This window comes from Alphaproteobacteria bacterium, from assembly GCA_018662925.1.
Classification (GTDB): domain Bacteria; phylum Pseudomonadota; class Alphaproteobacteria; order 16-39-46; family JABJFC01; genus JABJFC01.
In genome coordinates, this window is the sequence record JABJFC010000030.1 from 1 (window position 1) to 21773 (window position 21773).

At 43.8% G+C, this 21773-nt stretch carries 19 protein-coding genes and 1 pseudogene; 12 read left to right on the forward strand and 8 right to left on the reverse strand.

The features are described from left to right. Positions 1-243 precede the first annotated feature (243 nt). From thrS to HOL16_02205, 5 genes are all read left to right on the forward strand, one after another. Positions 244-2211 carry a threonine--tRNA ligase gene (gene thrS / locus HOL16_02185; protein ID MBT5389503.1) on the forward strand — a complete coding sequence of 656 codons (1968 nt, stop codon included), beginning with the start codon at positions 244-246 and terminating at the stop codon, positions 2209-2211. Positions 2212-2240: 29 nt separating this feature from the next. Next, positions 2241-2780: a translation initiation factor IF-3 gene (locus HOL16_02190; GenBank protein MBT5389504.1), complete on the forward strand. Its 540-nt coding sequence runs from the start codon at positions 2241-2243 to the stop codon at positions 2778-2780. A 105-nt stretch (positions 2781-2885) separates the two neighbouring features. Continuing rightward, positions 2886-4244, forward strand: a complete 1359-nt coding sequence (locus tag HOL16_02195; GenBank protein MBT5389505.1) for an MBL fold metallo-hydrolase — start codon at positions 2886-2888, stop codon at positions 4242-4244. 17 nt (positions 4245-4261) lie between these two features. Next, positions 4262-5752, forward strand: coding sequence for a thymidine phosphorylase family protein (locus HOL16_02200; protein MBT5389506.1), 1491 nt, complete (start codon positions 4262-4264; stop codon positions 5750-5752). After that, positions 5749-6636, forward strand: a complete 888-nt coding sequence (locus HOL16_02205) for a ribose-phosphate pyrophosphokinase (GenBank protein MBT5389507.1) — start codon at positions 5749-5751, stop codon at positions 6634-6636. The genes HOL16_02200 and HOL16_02205 overlap by 4 nt, the downstream gene beginning before the upstream one ends. Before the next feature lie 8 nt (positions 6637-6644). On the opposite strand, the gene HOL16_02210 is transcribed toward HOL16_02205, so the two are convergent. Genes HOL16_02210 through HOL16_02230 form a run of 5 tightly spaced genes read right to left on the reverse strand, consistent with a single transcriptional unit; the run spans position 6645 to position 12349 of the window. Then, positions 6645-7532, reverse strand: coding sequence for a lauroyl acyltransferase (locus HOL16_02210; GenBank protein ID MBT5389508.1), 888 nt, complete (start codon positions 7530-7532; stop codon positions 6645-6647). After that, positions 7510-8532, reverse strand: a complete 1023-nt coding sequence (locus tag HOL16_02215) for a tetraacyldisaccharide 4'-kinase (protein ID MBT5389509.1) — start codon at positions 8530-8532, stop codon at positions 7510-7512. The genes HOL16_02210 and HOL16_02215 overlap by 23 nt, the downstream gene beginning before the upstream one ends. 4 nt (positions 8533-8536) lie before the next feature. Next, complete coding sequence (locus HOL16_02220; protein ID MBT5389510.1) at positions 8537-9835, reverse strand: 3-deoxy-D-manno-octulosonic acid transferase; 1299 nt, start codon at positions 9833-9835, stop codon at positions 8537-8539. After that, positions 9832-10524, reverse strand: a complete 693-nt coding sequence (locus tag HOL16_02225) for a lysophospholipid acyltransferase family protein (protein ID MBT5389511.1) — start codon at positions 10522-10524, stop codon at positions 9832-9834. Before HOL16_02225 ends, HOL16_02220 begins: the two co-directional genes overlap by 4 nt. Before the next feature lie 16 nt (positions 10525-10540). Next, positions 10541-12349, reverse strand: coding sequence for an ABC transporter ATP-binding protein (locus tag HOL16_02230; protein MBT5389512.1), 1809 nt, complete (start codon positions 12347-12349; stop codon positions 10541-10543). A gap of 196 nt (positions 12350-12545) precedes the next feature. Here HOL16_02230 and HOL16_02235 point away from each other — a divergent pair, with 196 nt between their 5' ends. The 3 genes from HOL16_02235 to HOL16_02245 all read left to right on the forward strand — a co-directional run bounded on the left by HOL16_02235 (position 12546) and on the right by HOL16_02245 (position 15650). Then, entirely contained in the window at positions 12546-13250 is a 705-nt protein-coding gene (locus HOL16_02235) for a phosphatidylserine decarboxylase (protein ID MBT5389513.1), read from the forward strand. Beyond that, positions 13251-14045 (forward strand): CDP-diacylglycerol--serine O-phosphatidyltransferase, encoded by a 795-nt coding sequence (pssA, locus tag HOL16_02240; GenBank protein MBT5389514.1) that lies wholly within the window; start codon positions 13251-13253, stop codon positions 14043-14045. A gap of 255 nt (positions 14046-14300) precedes the next feature. Beyond that, positions 14301-15650, forward strand: a complete 1350-nt coding sequence (locus HOL16_02245) for an MFS transporter (protein MBT5389515.1) — start codon at positions 14301-14303, stop codon at positions 15648-15650. Positions 15651-15672: 22 nt separating this feature from the next. On the opposite strand, the gene HOL16_02250 is transcribed toward HOL16_02245, so the two are convergent. Continuing rightward, positions 15673-16644 carry a competence/damage-inducible protein A gene (locus tag HOL16_02250; GenBank protein ID MBT5389516.1) on the reverse strand — a complete coding sequence of 324 codons (972 nt, stop codon included), beginning with the start codon at positions 16642-16644 and terminating at the stop codon, positions 15673-15675. A gap of 40 nt (positions 16645-16684) precedes the next feature. Here HOL16_02250 and sfsA point away from each other — a divergent pair, with 40 nt between their 5' ends. Genes sfsA through HOL16_02270 form a run of 4 tightly spaced genes read left to right on the forward strand, consistent with a single transcriptional unit; the run spans position 16685 to position 19313 of the window. Beyond that, entirely contained in the window at positions 16685-17383 is a 699-nt protein-coding gene (gene sfsA, locus HOL16_02255) for a DNA/RNA nuclease SfsA (protein ID MBT5389517.1), read from the forward strand. A gap of 12 nt (positions 17384-17395) precedes the next feature. Further along, on the forward strand, positions 17396-18190 hold the full coding sequence (map, locus tag HOL16_02260) for a type I methionyl aminopeptidase (GenBank protein MBT5389518.1): 795 nt from the start codon (positions 17396-17398) through the stop codon (positions 18188-18190). A 12-nt stretch (positions 18191-18202) separates the two neighbouring features. Beyond that, complete coding sequence (locus HOL16_02265; protein MBT5389519.1) at positions 18203-18652, forward strand: OsmC family peroxiredoxin; 450 nt, start codon at positions 18203-18205, stop codon at positions 18650-18652. A 16-nt stretch (positions 18653-18668) separates the two neighbouring features. Next, entirely contained in the window at positions 18669-19313 is a 645-nt protein-coding gene (locus tag HOL16_02270; GenBank protein MBT5389520.1) for an HD domain-containing protein, read from the forward strand. Positions 19314-19480: 167 nt separating this feature from the next. Here HOL16_02270 and HOL16_02275 read toward each other — a convergent pair whose 3' ends face one another. Both HOL16_02275 and HOL16_02280 read right to left on the reverse strand, forming a co-directional pair. Next, positions 19481-20203 (reverse strand): amino acid ABC transporter ATP-binding protein, encoded by a 723-nt coding sequence (locus tag HOL16_02275; GenBank protein ID MBT5389521.1) that lies wholly within the window; start codon positions 20201-20203, stop codon positions 19481-19483. Continuing rightward, positions 20196-21641 (reverse strand): annotated as a pseudogene (locus HOL16_02280) (ABC transporter substrate-binding protein/permease). Before HOL16_02280 ends, HOL16_02275 begins: the two are co-directional and overlap by 8 nt. Positions 21642-21773: the final 132 nt, after the last annotated feature.

Genomic DNA, 21773 nt, shown 5'->3' on the forward strand with positions numbered 1-21773 from the left:
GAAAATGATGCTAGCTTCATAATAATATTTCTTAAGAAGGGGTTACGTTTTCACCTAAAGAGTGTAACCCTTTTTCTCTCCTTTTCCAGCTATTTCCTCGTACTCAGAGCTTTTTTGTTTCTCTATCTCGGATCTAGGGTTTATTTACGATTTTTGGCCCTATGGCAGTATTTCCTTGACCTTAGCGGGAAAGTGCATAGAATTGCATCAACTTTTTAATTACGGTATGAGCCAAGTAATATTATGATTAAGGTGACGTTTCCCGATGGAACGAGTCGGTCGTTTGAGAAAGCGGTTACTGGGGCAGAAGTAGCTGCCTCCATCAGTAAATCTTTGGCCAAAGAAGCAGTGGCAGTTCGCGTCAATGGTGTTCTGTGGGATTTGACACGACCACTAGAGCAAGATGTCCAGATCGAAATTGTAAAGCGGGATTCAGAAGAGGGACTTGATCTCATACGTCACGATGCGGCTCACGTCATGGCCGAGGCCGTGAAAGAGCTTTATCCGGAGACCCAAGTCACCATTGGTCCATCCATCGAGAATGGTTTCTATTACGATTTTTACCGGGAAAAGGCCTTTACGCCCGAGGATCTGGAAAAGATCGAAGCGCGCATGGGGAAAATTGTCGATCGCAATGAAGAGATCATCCGAGAAGTCTGGAATCGCAAAGAAGCCGTGCAATTCTTTAAAGAAATGGGCGAAGCCTTTAAGGCTGAAATCATCGAGGATATTCCCGGAGAAGAAGATATTACCTTCTATCGCCAGGGTAATTTTATGGACTTGTGTCGGGGCCCCCATCTGCCATCAACGGGTAGCGTGGGCAAGGCCTTTAAGCTGATGAAGTTGGCGGGCGCCTATTGGCGTGGGGATTCCAACAATCCAATGCTGCAACGTATTTATGGAACGGCTTGGGCTAACGACAAGCAATTGAAACAATATTTGTTTCAATTGGAAGAGGCTGAAAAGCGTGATCACCGTCGCTTGGGGCGAGAGATGGATCTATTTCATCTGCAAGAGGAAGCCCCTGGCTGTGTCTTTTGGCACCCCAAGGGCTGGACCATATATACGACGCTACAAGAGTATATCCGTCGGAAGATCTCTAAAGCTGGCTATCAGGAAATCAATACGCCCCAACTTGTGGACCGCTCTTTATGGGAAGCTTCGGGGCATTGGGACAAATTTCGGGAAAACATGTTCACCGTCAAGGCTGATGATCGGGTTTATGCCTTAAAGCCCATGAACTGTCCCTGCCATGTTCAGATTTTCAAGAAGGGCACCAAAAGCTATCGGGACCTTCCCATTCGGTTTGCCGAATTTGGATGCTGTCATCGGGATGAGCCCTCGGGATCTTTACAGGGGATCATGCGGGTGCGGGCCATGGTTCAAGATGATGCACATGTCTTTTGTACCCGCGAGCAGATTACGGAAGAAAGCAAGACTTTCTGTGATTTGCTATTGAGTGTTTATAAGGATATTGGCTTTGAAAGCGTACGGGTTAAGTTTTCGGATCGTCCAAAAGTGCGTGCCGGTTCAGATGCAGTGTGGGATAAGGCAGAAAAGGCTTTAAAAGACGCAGTTGAAGCAGCAGGGCTTGATTATACCATGAACCCAGGAGAAGGCGCCTTTTATGGCCCCAAGTTGGAGTTTGTTTTAAAGGATGCCATCGGTCGTGAATGGCAGCTAGGAACTTTGCAAGTGGACTTTGTGCTACCTGAACGGTTAGGCGCCACATATGTTGGCGAAGATGGTGAAAAGCATTATCCAGTGATGCTTCATCGGGCTATTTTGGGTTCTTTTGAACGTTTTATAGGGGTGCTTATAGAGCATTATGCGGGTAAGTTCCCACTGTGGTTGGCGCCTACACAAGTCGTCATTGCAACGATTACCTCTGAAAGTGATGGGTATGGTGCGGAAATTCTAGAGAAGCTTAAGGCTTTGGGCATCAGGGCAGAAGCAGACCTCAGAAATGAAAAGATTTCCTACAAGGTGCGAGAGCATAGCCTGCAAAAAGTCCCGGTTATCCTGATTGTAGGGAAGCGCGAAATGGAAGATCGTCAGGTTGTTATTCGTCGCTTAGGTCAAAAGGATCAAGAAGTGCTTGCCTTAGGGGAAGCAATTGATAAACTAGTGGAGGAGGCAAAGTCTCCACTTGATAGAAACGATCAACCGTCGTCTGGATCTGCTCCTGAGGCGGTTTCGTCGGTTGTATAAATTGGTTTAATAGTAAAAGGAATACGAACATCGCTAGAACATTTCAACGTCCCTCGGGCCCCAAAGAAGTTGGTCCACGGGTAAATGAAAAGATTAACGCAAAAGAAGTACGTTTAATTAATCACGATGGGGAAGCTCTGGGGGTATATACCCTTGAGGAAGCGCTCAAGAAGGCAGACGAGGAAGGTCTCGATTTGGTGGAGATTTCTCCCCATGCAGAGCCTCCTGTCTGTAAGATTTTGGATTACGGAAAGTACAAGTTTCAAGCGCAAAAGCGTAAAGCTGAAGCTAAGAAGAAGCAAAAAATTACTGAACTTAAGGAAATTAAAATCCGTCCGGGCATTGAGGAGAACGACTATCAAATCAAGCTTCGGAAAATGAAAGAATTCCTTGGTGACGAGAATAAGGTAAAAGTAACACTTCGATTCAGAGGCCGTGAAATGTCCCATCGGGAGTTTGGAATTCAGCTTCTAAAACGCATCTCTGCTGATCTAGAGGAACTTTGTAAGATTGAAGCCGCTGCCAAATTAGAGGGTCGCCAAATGGTTATGGTTTTGGGGCCAAAGTAGGCCTCTTGTCAGACTCCACTTTTTGCTCGTCATGGGTATATCCCAGTAGTTATTTTCTAGTGTTTAGGCTATCCTGGAAATGTATGAAGGTTATGGGAGACTTTTATGGAGCTTACTTTTCTGGGGGCCACAAGAACTGTCACAGGATCTAAGTATTTATTGACTATTGGCAAGCAAAAGGTGCTTGTTGATTGCGGCTTGTTCCAAGGTCAGAAGGAACTACGGCTGCGCAACTGGGCTCCGTTGCCAGTGGATCCAAAGTCGATTGATTCCGTTTTGATCACCCATGCTCACATTGATCATACGGGATATTTGCCTCTTTTGGTTAAGAATGGTTTTGCAGGACCAATTTACGCGACAGCGGCTACATTTGACTTAAGTTCAATTTTGCTGCCGGACAGTGGGTATCTGCACGAAGAAGAAGCCCGACGCGCTAACAAGTACGGATACAGCAAACACCATCCAGCCCTTCCACTTTACACGCGTGAGGACGGGGAGACTGCCCTTAAGCAGTTTAAAAAAATAGATTTTGGAAAACCGTATCCACTTGTTCCCGGAGGATCCGTCACCTGGTTTCCAGCAGGCCATATATTAGGAGCGTCTCTTGTCCAAGTGCAAGTTGGAAAGAAAAAAGTTTTGTTCACGGGGGATTTGGGGAGATTTGATGATCCTTTGATGCGTGCCCCTGAAAGAATTTTAGGGGCGGACTATTTGATTCTAGAGTCAACATACGGGAATCATGTTCATGATGTCATTGATCCAGAGGAAAAACTAAAACAGATCATTAACGAGACAGCAAGTCGAGGGGGGACAATTTTAATTCCCTCTTTTGCTGTGGGGCGTGCCCAGAGCCTCTTGTATTATATTTTTAAACTGAAGTCCGAGAAATTAATCCCAGATTTACCTGTCTTTCTTGATAGTCCAATGGCCATAAATGCGACCAAACTTTTGTGTCGTCACGCTAAGGATCATCGTTTAACTGATGCAGAGTGTAGAGAAGTTTGTAAGGTAGCGATGTGCACAAATAGTGTTGAGCAGTCAAAGTCTATTGATGCAATAGCTTTTCCCAAAATTATTATTTCTGCCAGTGGGATGGCCGTAGGAGGACGCATCCTACATCACCTAAAGGTATTTGCTCCCCAAGAGCGAAATACGATTTTGTTAACAGGGTTTCAAGCTGCTGGAACCAGGGGAGAAAAATTACTTTCTGGCTGCACAGAAATCAAAATTCATGGTGAATATTTTCCTGTCCGGGCACGGGTCGAAAAGTTAACGAATACTTCCGCGCATGCAGATTATGAGGAAATACTTCACTGGTTGCGAAATTTCAAAAGGGCTCCTAAAAAAGTATTTATTACCCATGGGGAGCTGGAGGCCTCACAAAGTTTGAAAGAACATATTGAGACAGATTTGGGATGGAGCTGTTATATTCCAAAATACATGGATAAGGAAACTTTGGCGTGACACAGGGTAGCAATCTTTTGCAGTTAAAGCGTTTGGGCATAGATACCTATAAAGAGGCCGTCATTTATTTACGTACCGATTGCCACATGTGTCGCTCAGAAGGATTTGAGGTGCATGCTCGTGTAAGAGTGACGCTAGGGGGCAAGAGCATTTTGGCGACCTTAAACACACTGGAGGGAGATTTGCTGCAGCAGGGAGAAGCTTCTCTGTCAAATTATGCCTGGGAGTTATTGGGGGCAAATGATGGCGATCCCGTCCAATTGTCCCATCCAAATCCTTTGCAATCTTTAAGTTTTGTTCGGTCAAAAATTTACGGGAATAGCTTAAAAAAAGACGAAATCAAGAGTATCATTGGAGACATTGCACTGGGGCGATATTCAGATATACACATCGCGGCCTTTTTAACAGCATGTGCCGGTGGACGGTTAAATGAACAAGAAGTTACAAGTCTTACGGAATCAATGATAGAAGGTGGCCAAAAATTAACTTGGTCAGTAGATACGGTTGTTGATAAACATTGTGTCGGAGGACTTCCAGGAAATCGCACGACGCCTATTATAGTACCTATTGTTACGGCATTTGGACTTACGATGCCGAAGACTTCTTCCCGAGCCATTACATCCCCAGCGGGAACGGCTGATACCATGGAGACGTTGGCTCCGGTGGATTTGGATTTAAAAGCTATGAAGCGTGTGGTAGAGCAGGAACAAGGCTGTATTGTATGGGGTGGTTCCGTTTCTTTAAGTCCTGCAGATGACATCTTAATTGGTGTTGAAAGAGCCATGGATCTGGATAGCGAAGGGCAATTGGTAGCCTCAATGCTCTCCAAGAAAATATCCGTAAGTTCTACTCATGTTCTTATCGATATTCCGGTCGGTCCGACAGCTAAAGTGCGCTCATTCGAAATGGCCCATACCTTAGAGCACTTATTTCAAGTGGTTGCCCAGAAAATAGGCTTAAATCTCTCTATTATCCTCTCGGATGGATCCCAGCCAGTAGGGCGTGGAATTGGGCCGGCTTTGGAGGCATGGGATATTTTGGCCGTTCTGCAAAATAAATCAGAAGCGCCTCAAGATTTGAGAGAGCGAGCTTTGATTTTAGCAGGGAATATCCTGGAATTTTCTCCAAAAGTGGCAGTGGGGGAAGGCAGAAAGATTGCCGAAGATATTCTAGAAAGTGGGAAGGCTTTTGAAAAGTTTCAAAAAATTTGTGAAGCTCAGGGGGGACTTCGAGAGCCTCCTGTAGCCAAGTACACCCACTCTATCCTCTCTCCGCAGAGAGGATGTGTTGCTAATATAAATAATAGGCAATTGGCTCGTTTGGCGAAACTTGCGGGGGCCCCCCACGATAAAGCTGCGGGTGTGGAATTACATGTGCCTCTGAGAACGTTAGTTGATAAAGGGGAACCCCTCGTAACAATTCATGCAGAATCTAAAGGTGAATTGAGCTATGCACTTTCCCTACTAGACCAAATCCCCGAGATTATTCAAGTGGAGGCAGGTGAATGAAGCCTCTCATCTTTAGCTTATTTGAAGAGAACACACTTGCAGATTCGGTGGCGAAAGGGCTTGAGGCTGATCGAGGAAAAATTCTTAGACGGAGATTTCCTGATGGGGAGACCTATCTTAGGGTCGAAGAGAATGTGAAGGGGCGGGATATTGTGGTTGTTGATAGCTTGGATCAACCTGATGAAAAAATATTACCTCTTCTATTTTTCTCGGATACTGTGAAAGAGTTGGGGGCGAGAAGCATTGGGTTGGTTGCTCCTTATCTGGCATACATGAGGCAAGACAAGAGATTTCGTCCGGGGGAAGCTGTTACATCTAATTGTTTTGCGGGGCTGATTTCTAAATATTTCGATTGGCTTGTAACCTTGGATCCTCATCTCCATCGGCATAAAACATTAGATGAAATTTATTCAATTCCCAACTCGGTTGTTTCAGCTGCAGATTCGATTGTGGAATGGATTGGATCACAAGTAGACAACCCATTGCTTATAGGGCCGGATGAAGAAAGCAAGCAGTGGGTTGTGCAGATTGCAGATGCCCTTGACGCTCCTAATATCGTTTTGGAAAAAACGCGTTTGGGAGATAGAACAATAGAACTCACTTTTCCCGATCTGGCAGCTTATAAAGACCATACTCCCGTTCTGGTGGACGATATTATTTCGACAGCAACGACGATGATAGCTTCACTTCAAGAGTTAAAAAAAGAAAAATTTCACCCGGCAGTTTGTATTGGAGTCCATGGAATTTTTGCCGGGGATGCCTTTAAAAAGTTAAAGAGTGCAGGGGCAGAGAGAATTGTTACTTGCAATACAGTTCCCCATGAAAGCAACAAAATAGATATATCTGCTCCCCTTTGTGAAGGGATTTTGCAGCAACTGATCTAGAGAACTTTTTACTTCCAGCGATTATGAAGCCAGAGCCATTGGCCAGGATGCTTGCGAATCCATTGCTCAAGAGTTTCGTTTACTTGTTCCATGATTCTGAGGACATCTTGTTCCTGATTCCCAGTTTTTTTGATCTCAAGGGGTGGATAAATCACGATGTGAAATTTGGGCCCCTGAAGACGTTCTACAAAAATGGGAACGAGAGGGGTATCGTATTTTAGGGCAAATTGTGCGGCAGCGGGGGCCGTCATAGCTTCTTTTCCAAAAAAGGGAACGGAAATGCCATCATTCATTTTCTGATCCAATAACAAACCTAGATGCTGTCCCTGTTTGAGGGCTTTTAGCAGTTTTTTTGCCCCCTCGGGTCCTTTTGGAACGAAAGTCAAATTACTGGCTTTGGTGCGTGAAAAACGTATGAGCCAGTCAATGAGAGGATTGTTGGCACTTCGATAAACAACGTGAAGGGGGAACCCGTATCGCATGATGGAAAGGGCACCAAGCTCCCAATTTCCCACGTGCCCAGAAAAAAATATGCCCGGTTTGCCATCATTCATCAAAAGCTCAATATACTCTGTTCCGGTAACTGTGGTATATTTTGGGTTGCTTAGAATGCGAGGGAGATGAGGAAATTCGCCACAAAATCGTCCAAGATTTTCCCACATGTTAGGGACAATACGAGCAAGTTCTTGCTGGGATTTTTTTGGGAAAGCCTTCCGTAAATTGCTATAGGCTCTATTGGTTACGGGCAGTTTAGGCCCTACGAATCGAGCGAGTTTTCCGCCCACAGCAGAAGACCAAGCAAGGGGGAGTGCCCAAAAGAACCCGTAGAGGAGATAAGCGGGAATGGCTGCTAGGAAGTAGCCCAAATAAGTTTTAATTTTCAGAAGCTGTTTCATTTTCATATGACAAAATAAGTTCCTTCAACCACTTTCTTTGCGAGATGCTTTTCCACTCCAATCTTATGGGAAGAGGAAAGATCCCCTTTTGATGCTTTTTGGGAAGCCGAAAGAAGTCTTTTTCCGTTGTGATCAAACAGGCTTTCTCTTTCCTGGAGCGCTTTTTCAAGAAGGAAAGTTCACGCTTTCTGTATTGGTGGTGGTCGCTATAGGAATGGGTTTCAACGACTTTCCCTCCCAATGATTCAAGGGTCTTGAAAAACTTTTTAGGAAAGGCAATACCAGCAAATCCAATGAATTTTTTTGGGAAACAGGCGGGTGTTTTGGCTAGCTCGGGCACAAGAATTGCTTCGAGAATGGGAAGATCCGGGTGGTTTCTTTTGAGGTATTGCTGAACGTTTTGCTTATCTTCACCAACAATTACTGCCACTTGGGCTCTTTTGAGCCCCTCCTGAAGTGGTTCGCGCAAAGGGCCAGCTGGAAAGAGGCGCATGTTTCCAAAGCCGTTCAAACCGTCAATAACGACAAAAGAACAATCCTTTTGAAGGGAGTTATTTTGGAAGCCATCGTCCATGACAATTACGTCGGCACCTGCTTCCATGGCCTTTTTGGCCCCTTGAACCCGATCACGGGAAATCCAAGTGGGGGCTGTTTGGGATAAAAGGAGTGGTTCGTCTCCTACTTGCCTGGAGCTATGAATCTGTGGATCTACCTTGAGGGGCCCCTTTAAGGCACCACCATAGCCGCGGGAAAGAAAGTGAACATTCAAGCCAAGTTCTTTCATTTGGGTTGCAATGGCGATGGCAGTTGGGGTTTTACCAGCTCCCCCGAGAATTAAATTTCCGATACAAAATATGGGAATTGAAAGATCTACCGGAGTTGTAGAAGATGTTCTAGCCTGGTGGCATTGGCCATACAAATTGGATAATGGACTCAAAAGAAATCCACATAATCTATGAAAGGGACCTGTGTTCCTATACCAAAATGAGGGGGTGCGCATATGATTATAGCCTATAGGAAATAATAGAATCACCTGTTTTAGGTAAATAGGGTTCTATGTCAAGAATGACCCTGTCTAAAACATCATTTTCAGATTTCGCCACATTCCGAGCAGCCGTTTCAAGCGTCCGAACTGCACTAGCATCACTAAAAAGCATGCGAAGCTCTTTGGCAAGTTCTTCTGAACTGTTTACACAAATTGCAGCATTTTCTTGATGGAATTTTTCAATCATGTCTCTGAAATTGTGAGTGTGTGGCCCCCAGAGCAAGGCAGAGTCAAGCATGGCTGGTTCTAACGGATTATGGCCCCCTGTTGGAACCAAAGAACCTCCCATAAACACAATGGGGGATAATCTATAAAATAGCCCCAGTTCTCCAAGGGTATCGGCGACGTAGATGTCCGTATCGGGAAGGATGTCCTTCTGGTCTGAGCGTAAGGCTACAGATAAACCCATACTAGAAAGAGTATCTTGGATGAAAATGCCCCGTTCTGGATGGCGGGGCACAATGAGAGTTAGGAGGTGTGGGATTTCTTTTTTTAAAGCGAGGTGGGTTGCTGCAATTTGCTCTTCTTCCCCTTCATGGGTACTGGCGGCGAGCCATACGGGCCGTTTTCCAATGGTTGAATTCATGTGTGCCAGGGCTTCTGGGTCGACAGGAAGAGGGGCCGCACCAAATTTTAAATTTCCGGGGACGCGAATATGTTGAGCCCCAAGGGCCTTGAGCTTTTGAGCCGTTTCCTTGGATTGGGCGAGAGATATTTTAAAGCACTGCAGGAGATCCTCAGCAAAGAATTTAAAACGGCGCCATCCTTTGAAGGATCTATCTGAAAGGCGCGCATTTACGAGCACCATAGGCACACCATAGTCGTGAGATTCATGGACTAAATTTGGCCACAATTCAGATTCTACCCACAGGATTAGATTTGGTCGCCAATGCCGCAAAAATCGTCGCACATAACGGACACGATCGATGGGTATGTATTGATGAAAGGCGCGGTCGGGAAGTCGAGATTTCATCAGAGCTGCAGAAGTGACAGTCCCTGTTGTCAGCAAAATATGGCATGTTGGGCGAATTTCTAAGAGGCGATTTATTAAGGAAAGGATCGAGAGTGATTCCCCCACACTTGCTGCGTGAATCCATATGAGGTGTCCGGAAGGTTTTTCAAGAGAAGGAATTCCTTTCCTTTCTTTGAAGCGTTTTTTATCTTCTTTTCCAATGAATTTGCGCCATAGAAACACGCTCCACAGAATGGGACTTAAAAGAAAAACAACAAATCGATAGAGTCGTATGACGGGCTTCATGCGGCTACTCCAGTCACATTGCAAGACTGATCAGCCCGTTCAGATATATTGATAAGTTCTCGTTCAATCTGTTTTCTCGTTTTTTCAAATTCTGCTTTGGAATTCGTCTTTGGATGAGGAATAGGGGCCCCCCATAGGAAGATGCCTTTGCCAAAGGGTTTTGCCCAAAGAAAACGATCCCATGTGTTAAATAGTTTGTGACGAGAAACAGAAAAGGCCACGGGTAAAATATCGGCTTTTGCAAGATATGCCATATTCACAATGCCATCTTTTGCTATAAACCGTGGTCCTTTTGGACCATCGGGAGTAATGCCTGTTGTGCCGCCAGATTTTAAAATTTTTAGCATGTTTCGGAGGGCTGCTGTCCCGCCTCGGGTCGAGGAGCCGGCTAGTGTTTTAATGCCAACATGTCCCATGACCTTTGCAATGAGTTTGCCATCGGGATGGGAGGAAATGAGCATGTGAAATGGTCTTTTCCAGCGCCAAGCATAGGCAAGCATCATCAAGCGATTGTGCCAAAAACAGGTGATGAAAGGGCGATTATCTGCGCAGTATGTATTTGGAAACTCTTCCCCAACATATTGCCACCGGCATGTCCAAAACACCACGCGTAAATACTGAGCACAAACCCACGCTAGAATTGCTTGGGTGATGGGATGCTTGAGAATCTGTTTGATTGTGTGTTTCATAAAGCCCATTTAGCCATTAGACATAGGTACCCGTTAGGTCAGACTCTTCTGTCCCTATTCCATTTTGAGAAAATTGCATTTCACAGAGAGTTGCATAGACGCCTTCTTGCTTCAAAAGTTCTTTGTGCCTTCCCAGTTCAACAATTTGTCCATCTTTGAGGACACAAATCACATCTGCATCAACGATGGTGGAAAGTCTGTGGGCAATGATAAGGCATGTGCGCCCCTTCTGAAGAGTTTCTAATGCTTTTTGAACTTTTCGTTCCGATTCGGTATCCAGTGCAGAAGTTGCTTCATCCAACAAAAGGATGGGGGCATCTTTAAGCAAGGCACGTGCAATGGCCAGGCGCTGGCGTTGGCCTCCCGAAAGCTTCACACCCTGTTCCCCCACGAAGGTATCGTATCCTTGGGGGAGTGATTCTATGAAATCGTGGGCGGCTGCGCTTTTGGCAGCAGAAACAATTTCGTCATCTGTTGCATCAACCTTTCCATAGCCAATATTTGCTTTGACTGTGTCGTCAAACAGCATGATTTCTTGGCTAACGAGAGCAATGTTACCTCGCAAAGAAGATAGAGTAGCCTTGTTAACGGGCATCCCATCAATTGAAATTTCTCCTTGCTGAACATCATAAAATCGGGGGATCAGATTTAAGAGAGTCGATTTGCCCCCACCACTCGGACCAACCAAGGCAATGGTTTTTCCTGCTGGAATCTGGAGTGAGATATTGTCGAGGGCTTTCTCATGTCCCTTATTATAGGAAAAAGAGACATTTTTAAATTCAATATATCCCTTGGGTGCGGATAGTGTTTTTGCTTGTGGTAGAGATTTAATCGTGGGTTCCACATCCATAACTTCAAAAACACGGACGGCAGCGGCGAGACCCTCTTGCAGGTTAGCGTTGAGAGTCGCAAGTCTTTTGATGGGGTCATAGGCTAGTAAAAGGGCTGTGATAAAGGAGAAGATGGCTCCAGGGGTGCGTGCACCGTTTATGACTTGTATGCCTCCATAAATGATGACCGTTACGATGGCAAGTCCGCCAATGGTTTCCATAATTGGTGAGGCAATAGATCTAATACGCGTTTGCTTATAGGAAAATTTAAAAATAGATTCGGCAAGGTCGGATAGTCGGCTTTTTTCATAAGTTTCCATGCCATACGCTTTGACGAGTCGAGCCCCTTGAAAGACTTGTGAGAGAAGGGTCATAAGGCTGGCCACTTCAATTTGAGTCTTATTGGTGTTTTTCCGTACGCGTTTTCCAATACGCACGATAGGATAAATTGTTGTGGGGAAGACAAGAAAGGCCACTGAAGCTAACAGCCAGTCTTGATAAAACATGATGCCGATTAGAAAAATAATCGTGATAAAGTACTTCCCAACGGCATTGAGTATGAAGAAAACCAGTTGTCGCATAATGCCCACATCGTTGACACATCGTGACATAAGTTCTCCGGATGGATGATTTTGAAAGAAGGCTAGATCGTTTTTCAGAAGAGAAGCAAAGAGATCCCGCTGGAGATCGGCAATCAAACGGTTTCCTAAAAAGCTCATGCAAATGGATTCACCATACATAGCAGCGCCCCGACCGGCAAAAACGAGCAATATGGTTAAGGCAACGGGATAAAGCATCGTTTCATCTTTTTTCAGGAAGATGTCATTGATAATGGGTTCTAGTAACTTGGCCCAAGCAGCTGTACCCGCAGCGGCAATTGCCATAAAAAGAAAGGCAAAGAAAATCCGTGTGCGATGTTTCCGTATATAGTGCTTCGCTATGCGTTTGCAAATAGCATAAGATGAAGCATTAATAGTTGCGAGCAAAGAAGCCATATTTAAAACATACTTTCCTAAATGTTACCTAGGGTATAGCCAACTTTAAGGGTTTTGTACAAGGTAAAGTTTTGAGTAATAGATTTGAAATGGGTATTGTAAAAGTGAGTTGTCCTTTTTTATCCAATAAAACTTTCTTTCGTTTCGTTAAAAATCAGTCTATAAGTTTCATGTTCTGAATAATAATTGAGGAAGCATGAGTACGAAGGAAACGTTACAATCCATATTTGTTCCCATTAATCGGGCAGGTTGGCCTTTTATTGCCATTTTTTCTGTCATAGCCTTTGCTTTGTGGTTGCTTTCAGATTTTCTGGGATTTGTCGGAATTGTATTGACCCTCTGGTGTGTTTATTTCTTTCGTGATCCGGAGCGTGTGACGCCTTGTCACGAAGGATTGGTTGTTAGTCCAGCCGATGGGGTGGTGCAGATGATACGGATCGTCTCTCCACCAAAAGAGCTGGGTATGGAAGGAAAACGTGTCAGAATCAGTATTTTCATGAATGTCTTTGATGTTCATGTGAACAGAATACCCATTGGAGGTGTTATTAAGAAAATACACTATCATGCAGGAAAGTTCTTTAATGCCTCTTTAGATAAGGCTAGCGAACACAATGAGAGGCAAATGTTTGCCTTGGATCTAGATGATGGTACTGATATAGCGTTTGTTCAGATCGCAGGGCTTATTGCCCGGAGAATACTTTGCTATGTCAATGAGGATGGCAGTGTGAAAACGGGTCAACGATTTGGCATGATCAGATTTGGGAGTCGAGTGGATGTATACTTGCCAAAGGGTGTTGAATCACTGGTCTGTGTGGGGCAAACTGCAACGGCAGGTGAAACAGTCTTGGCGAATTGTCAGGGGAAATTACCGAAGAATCGAATTATTGGAGCTGTGCGTTAAGTGAAAAAGACCGTCTTAAAAGGAAAACCCCTAGCACGTTTAAAGGAAAGGCGTCTCAAGGAACTCGCCATTCATCGTCTCATCCCGAATATTCTTACACTGACGGCTTTGTGTGCTGGTTTGAACGGCATCCGCTTTGCCCTTATGGATAAGTGGGAATTTGCAGTCATCGCCATTTTTGTCGCTATCATTTTTGATACTATGGATGGGCGTGTTGCGCGCTATCTAGATGCTTCAACGCGCTTTGGAGGTGAACTTGATTCCTTGTCAGACTTTGTGAGTTTTGGCGTTGCACCGGCAATCATACTGTATCTTCATACGCTTCAAAATTTTGGCAGAATTGGATGGGGAATTGCTCTTTTGTTTGCCATTTGTTGTGCTTTAAGGTTGGCAAGATTTAATACATTGGATATTGAAGGCACCGAGAAATTACCGGCCCAATTTTTCCGAGGCGTTCCAGTCCCTGCTGGTGCGGTCTTGGCTCTTTTACCTCTGATAATGACACTTGAGCCAGAGGTGAAATATTGGGTGCCGAGTGTTGCCATGGGCATTTCCACAGTTGTTGGAGCCTTGCTCATGATCAGCCAAATCCCCACTTTTTCCCTTAAAAGCAGACGCATTAAGCAAAAGCACGTTTTGCCTCTCTTATTGTTGGTGGTGTTTTTTGTGGGGGCACTTGTAACGATCCCATGGGTTACCCTTTCCATCATGGGTATTGTTTATCTTATTACGATTCCCTTTAGTGTAAGAGCTTACAAGCGGTACTATGAGACAACCACTTATCATTCAGAATAAATAAAGCAAAAAGCCTAAGAGCGGTCCTGTAGGAATTTTAGTTCTTATTATAGGTGATTTCCTAATTTTTCGAATTTTAATAGCATTTCGCTGGGAGAGTTTTAGTTTGTACTTTTCTTGTCTTAAATCATTTTTAATGCTTTACATTTCACCTTTTCTTTATAAATAAGGGGAAATTTAATGACTTTTGGGAGTATAAGTGCTAGTAGCAATAGAGAAGCAGTAATGGCGGTAGTGTTTGAGAGATAGTACTTGGTGGAATATTTAGAAAAGTTGAAAAACTTCTTTCATCCTCATGTGGTTTCAGCTGGGCTTTTGGGGCTTCCAGGTGGACTGCTTTTTGTGTTGATTATGGCTACGTCGCAGGTTTGGCTTAGCGAGTCTGGCATTGATAAGACAACCATAGGACTCCTGGCGCTGGCATGTCTTCCTAATGCGCTGAAGTTTACATGGGCTCCATTTCTAGACCACGTTCGTCTTCCCATTTTAGCAAAGAGGTTTGGACATCGGCGAAGTTGGGCACTTCTATTACAAGCTTGTTTAATGGTTTCTCTTGTCGGTCTTGGATCTATAGAACCTCAAAACGATCTTTTGACAATGGCATTTTTTATGGTGTTGGTCTCCTTTTTTGGGGCAAGTCAAGATGTGGTTGTAGACGCGTTTCGAATCGAACTCCTCCATAAAAAACATCATGTGGCAGGTGTTGCAATCAACGTTTTTGGGTACAGGATTGGTGCGATTATAGGTGGTGCTGGAGCTCTCTATTTAGCCGCTTACTTCGGCTGGTTCTGGACTTATGTCTTTATGGCGATCTGTGTTGGTATTTCATCCATGGCGATTCTTTTTAATGCTGAACCAAAATCAATTTTGACAGATGCCATGAAGGAGAGGCAGGAGCGTGCACTCAATTATTTGAATCAGCGTGGACGTTCAAGAGGATTATCGACACGAATTATGGTTTGGTGCTACGGGGCTTTCTTAGGCCCCCTTACTGATTTTTCAAAAAGAAAGGGTTGGCTTTGGATTTTTCTTTTTGTTCTTATTTTTAGGCTTGGGGATAATCTCATTAATAATATGGCCAACGTGTTTTATTTAAGTATTGGTTTTTCCAAGATAGATATTGCAAATGTCACTAAATTTTTTGGTGTATTTGCTACGATCGTCGGCGGCTTTATGGGTGGACTAGCCCTAAAGAAGATTGGGCAGATGAGAGCCCTTTTATTCTGTAGCATTCTTCATCTGATTTCCAACTACATGATGATTGTTCTCGCTCAAGTTGGGTACAATCTAGAGATTTTTTACCTAGCGATTGCCCTTGAAAACGTCACAGGGGGAATGGTTATTATTGCATTTACCTCCTATTTATTACTTCTTTGCAATCGTTCGTACACTGGGACTCAATACGCACTTTTGTCTTCCCTTTGGTATTTGGGAACCCCTCTTGCGAGCATCGGTGGATGGCTTGCTGATCAAGTCAATGATTGGATAACTTTTTTCTCCATTGCTATGGCAGCAGCTCTTCCTGGTATATTTATCCTCCTTTGGATTACTTATAAATACCCCCAGGTCATGTTACATGACATAGATGAAAGACGCGCAGCGTAGATTTGGAAATCGTAAAGTCTTCCTATTTTTTAAGCATGCCAGTACATTCTACCGTTTTTCTAATTGTATCGGAGGGGCTAGGCAAGTTCATAATCAGCAAGACGCCGAGGATGATGAGAGCCGTACACCCAATCATAACGAATTTGGAAGGTCGCTTTCTGAACTTTCTTTTCTTTGGGAGAGGCTCCATTTTACTTGTGTCTAAATTTTTCTGTTGTTCGGCAAATTCTTCTGGCGTTTCTGTAAAAGGAAGAGCCCCGCAGTCGGAGATGAGATCACTAAGTTCACTGGCAATTTCATCTAACAACTCTTCATGAATACCACGTGCTACCAGACTTGTTCCATGGCCTTCTGGTAAATAGAAAGGATAGCTTCCTATGTCTATGTGGGAGTGTTTTTTTTGTAATTCCGTTAGCGGTTTTGCAACGATGCCTTCGGCTAGGAAACAGTTGATAGTGCGTGAAAAAACTTTACTGCCACGTTCAAGTGTTGGAATCAGCGCCTCAAACATACTGCGCATGATATAAGGGACACCTGCGAGAACGAAAATATTTTCGATCTGGAACCCTGGAGCAGTTGTTTCCGGATTATTGATTAAAATAGCTCCGACTGGCATCTGAGCCATCTTTTTTCGTGAATCGGTCAGATCATCGCCGTAGTGCTCTTCAAGGCGCCTGAGGACTTCTTCATTGTATTCTAAGGGGAGGTCAACGGCTTCAGCAATGCAAGCTGCTGTAATGTCATCATGGGTTGGGCCAATGCCTCCAGTGGTAAAAACATAGTTATAGTCTTCTTTTACCTCTCGAACGGTCTCTATAATTGTTTCATCAATATCTGGAATTATTCTTACTTCTTGCAGATAGATTCCAAGGTCAGCAAGTCCTTTGCCAATGTATTGCACATTTTCATCTGGGGTGCGTCCTGACAGAATTTCATTCCCAATAATAAGGACACATGCCGTGGGATTCTCGCGGAAACTTTTGAATTTTGTCATAGGTCTTTCTTACTCATTGAACGTAGGGTAGTATACTTCGATGAAATTCAAAGCACCACTCCTTACTGGGCATCTCATTCGTCGTTATAAACGATTTATGGCAGATATTGAACTGACTTCTGGAAAAATTATTACGGCCCACTGTGCCAATTCGGGGGCTATGTTGGACCTCTTAGAGGAAGGAAACAAAGTCTGGGTCAGTCCGGCTCAGAATCCGGATAGAAAATTAAAATATACGTGGGAATTAGTTGAGACAGATGGCACCATGGTAGGAGTCAATACTTCTCTTCCCAATGGTCTTGCGGAAGAGGGAATTTTGTCAGGGTTCTTTACGGACCTGCAGGGGTATGACTCGATAAAGCGAGAAGTTAAATATGGCCAGAATTCACGTATAGATATTCTTTTATCAAAAGAAGATGGTTCAAAATGCTTTGTGGAAGTTAAAAATGTGCATTTAAAGCGGGGGCATCGTGCTGAATTTCCTGACTCAGTGACATCTCGTGGGACAAAGCACTTGAACGAACTTATGGCTATGGTGGATGCGGGAGATAGATCTGTGATGGTTTATATTATCCAACGGGACGACTGTAAGTCTTTTAGTCCCGCAAGAGATCTTGATCCTGTATACGGAGACACCCTGGATAAAGCAGCGCGGTTTGGGGTTGAACTTCTAGCCGCGGACTGTAGAGTGACTCCCGATGAGATTGTTCTTAATAGAATGCTACCGGTTGAATTATAATGTGGAATTTAAATGAATATTGACGAAGACATAATCCTCCATGATGAGGCAGATTTTGAGGGAATGCGAAAGGCAGGTCGCCTGGCAGCGGAAACATTGGACTATATTACACCTCATGTTGTGCCTGGAATTACGACAGAAGAGCTCAACACTTTGTGTCATGATTTTATTACAGACCGTAAGGCTATTCCGGCACCCTTAAACTATCGCGGATTTCCTAAATCCATCTGTACCTCTATAAATCACGTAGTGTGCCATGGGATTCCTGGACCAAAGACACTCATTAAGGGCGACATTATCAACATCGATGTGACGGTTATTTTAGATGGTTGGTATGGCGATACCAGTCGCATGTTTTATGTTGGAAACGTTCCTATTAAGGCTAGGCGACTCGTTGAAGTAACCTATGAGTCTATGATGCGTGGGATAGAAGCTGTTAAGCCTGGGGCAACTCTTGGCGATGTGGGAGAAGCGATCCAAAGCTGTGCTGAAAGCCAGCGATATTCTGTTGTTCGGGATTTTTGTGGTCATGGATTGGGAACGTTTTTCCATGGGGCTCCAACTGTCCTGCACTTTGGCCAAAAAGGTGAAGGCCTTGTCCTAGAGGAAGGGATGTTCTTTACCATTGAGCCTATGATCAATGCTGGAAAATATCATGTTAAGATTCTTGAAGACAAATGGACCGCTGTGACGCGTGATAAATCGCTATCGGCTCAATTTGAGCACAGTATTGGTGTTACCAAAGAGGGGGCAGAGATATTCACTCTTTCACCAATGGGTCATACGCTTCCACCATACGAAAAATAAATAGGAGTTCCCATGTCTGAGCATAAAGTTACGACCAATTGGAAAATGAGCAAGCATCCCACCAATGCAAAGACCTATTCTCGGGATCATGAGTGGATTTTTGAAAATGGGCAGGTTGTTGAGGCTTCGGCAGCCCCAACATTTTTAGGGAACCCACAATGCGTAGATCCGGAACAAGCCTTTGTTGCTTCAATTGCCAGCTGTCATATGCTTACGTTTTTGTTTTTGTGTAGCCAGAAGGGATACCCTGTTCATCGATATCATGATGTCTCTGTTGGAACGTTGGAAAAAAATGAAATGGGTAAAATGTCCATAACAAAAATTAAGTTATGTCCTGAAATCACTTTTGGAGAGGGGGCTGTTCCTGCAAGAGAAATCATTGAAGAGCTCCATACACGTGCCCATCAAGAATGTTTTATTGCAAACTCAGTGAATACAGAAATTATAGTATGTTGGAAATAGGGAAGGGATTTGTGACATGCCACAAGAAATAGATTTTGATAAGGAGATCAAATTTCTGGCGATCGCTGAAAATTTGAAAACGGAAATGCGGCACAGCTGGCTTTCAGATGGCCGTCACGAGAGTGTGGCAGAGCATACATGGCGGCTTAGTTTAATGGTTTTGCGTTATGCTCACCAATTGGATCAACCTGTGGATGTTTTAAAGTGCTTAAAAATAGCCATCGTGCATGATCTACCAGAAGCTATCGCTGGTGATATTCCTGTTATGGAAGCTCAGACATCAGAGGCAAAGAAAAGGAAAGAGCAAGCTGAGTTAGAGGGAATGACACGAATAAAGGATCTGCTTGGGGATGGAAATGGTGAGGAGCTATTTGAGATTTGGATGGACTATGAACGTCAGGATTCTTATGAAAGCAAATTTGTGAAGGCCCTCGATAAGCTGGAAGTATTTATTCAACACAACGAGGCCCCTATAGAAACTTGGGAATATGGGGAAAAGGAAATGATGTTCCAAGACAAGTGGCTAAGAAAGTATTGTGCATTTGATAGTTTTTTAAATGCTTTTGCCAATAGAGTTACAGAGGATAGTCTAAATAAGCTCAAGGCTGCAGGTGAGGATCTTGAGGCTATAAAAAAGACGGCTTTGGAAAAAGCGGCGTAATCTGGCCTCCTTTTTCTGACTGAAATAACGCCCATGGAAAATTAGCCAAGACTATTTTAACATCCGTGGAAACTGAGTCGGGCTTAACCATTTGAAATTACAGAAAAGACGATCTTATGGGGGCAATTTTCATGTCGTTCTTAGCTTTAAGAAAAACGTCTCATTTTCTATAGAATTTTCTCGAGAAAAGCTTTTGCTCTCTTAGTCTCAGGCTTTTTGAAAAATGTCTTAGGCGACGAATCTTCTATAATTTTTCCATGGTCCATAAAGAGAATTCGATCTGCAACTTCCTGGGCAAAACCCATCAGATGAGTGACGATAACCATGGTAATGCCGGTATGAGCTAGACTTTTAATCACATCGAGAACTTCCCGGACCATTTCAGGATCCAAGGCTGATGTGGGTTCATCAAAGAGAAGAATTTCTGGTTCCATGGCAAGAGCCCTTGCAATGGCCACGCGTTGTTTTTGTCCACCGGAGAGCTTGGAGGGGTAAACATTTGCCTTATCTGTGAGTCCGACACGTTTCAAAAGCTCTAAGGCTTTCTTTTCGGAACTATTTTTCGACCACTTCTTCAATTTGATGGGGGCGTACATGAGATTTTGCAGCACAGTCATGTGGGGGAAAAGATTGAAATGCTGGAACACCATGCCAATTTTTTGACGGATTTTATCTAAGGCAAACCCTTGCCCACTAATAACAGTGCCATCAAGAACAACTTTCCCAGTGGAAGGTTGCTCCAACACATTGATGGAACGTAGGAACGTTGATTTCCCAGATCCTGAAGGGCCCAGAATAACCACCACCTGACCTTTGGGAATCTCAATGGAAATATCTTTGAGAACGTGGAGATCGTGAAATCGCTTGGAGAGATGCTGAGTCTTAATCACTGCGCTGGAGTCTCCTTTCGAATCTCTTAGCTGTCCAACTAAGGGCCATGACCATCACATAGTATATAAGACCGACCATTATGAGAGGCTCAAAATATACATATTTTTCAGCAGCAATAATATTGGCACGCCTCAGAAGATCGGCTTCTCCTATGACAGAGATCAAGGTGGATTCTTTAAGAAGATCAATCATTTCATTGATGAGAGCGGGGAGAATATTTTTAATGGCTTGTGGAAGAATAATATCTCTCATAGCTGTAGGATAAGGGATCCCTAAAGAAAGTGCTGCCTCCAATTGCCCCTTATTAACGGCTTTAATGCCGGCACGAATGATTTCTGAAACATAGGCTCCTGAATTGAGGGAAAATGTTAAAACGCCTGCTTCAAAAGCTGAAATGCGATACCCGGTCAGTTGGGGTATCGCGAAGTAGAAGAGAGTTAACTGGACGAGGAGAGGCGTGCCGCGGAAAATGGAAGTATATGCATTTGCAAACCATTGGAAGCCTCTTACATGAGATACTTTCATGAACGCAAGGATGATGCCTAATATAAATCCAAACGTGATTGAGATAATCGTGTATTGGAGGGTAACTAGGATGCCCTGAGCAAGAAATGGGAGAGATGGAAGGACAAGGCCAAAATCTAATTTCATGTTAAGGCCTTAGTTAACCTTTAACCACTTATCATGCAGCTTTTGGATGACTCCTTTAGATCGAAGAGCTGAGAGAGCTTGGTTTGCCTTGGCGACTAAGTCTGATCCTTTTGGAAAGGCCATGGCGGTTCCTTCTCCGTTATCTTCATCTATATCTTGGAGGCTAATCTGAGCTTCGTTTGCTTTATGATAGGCTCTAGCTGCGGTCCCATCGAAAATTGCGCCATCAATGCGCCCTGAAAGAAGCTCTTGAATTAGATCCCCTAGTTTTGTACGTGTTTCGACTTCAATACCTTTATGGGTTTTTGCCCAAATCTTTACGGCATTTTCTTGTGTTGAACCCAGTTGTACACCTATTTTTTTCCCCTTGTAATTCTTGAGATTTGGAAAATCTGAACCGGTTGGAAACAGCAAAGCATTCTTGACATAAAAATAGGGTTCGGAAAAATCCACACTTTTTCTGCGCTCTTCGGAGGGGCCTAATCCTGCAACGGCCATCTGAATCCTACCGGCTTGAAGGGCAGGAATAATGCCGGAAAAATCCATATCCTTTAGCTCCATTTTTTGCCCCATTTCTTCTGAAAGGGCTTTTATGAGATCTATTTCAAATCCAACGATTTCTTGGGAACTTCCTTCAGTTTTATAAAATTCAAAGGGGGGATTATCCGCCGAAATACCTACAACGATAGGACGATCGTCCGTAGAAACGTTTGAGTCGTCACACGCAACGAGAAACAATGACATAAGCATTGAAACAAGAAGAGATATTTTTGGTAGGTATTTCATTTTGAGAATTCCAGATTTTGTGTATATGTTTTTTGTCATAAAGCTGTAGAGAAAGCAACAGAAACAAGAGGAGAAAGAAAATGGGACTCTTCTTTAGTCGTTGGTCAAAGTGATTGGAATGCTGTATAAATA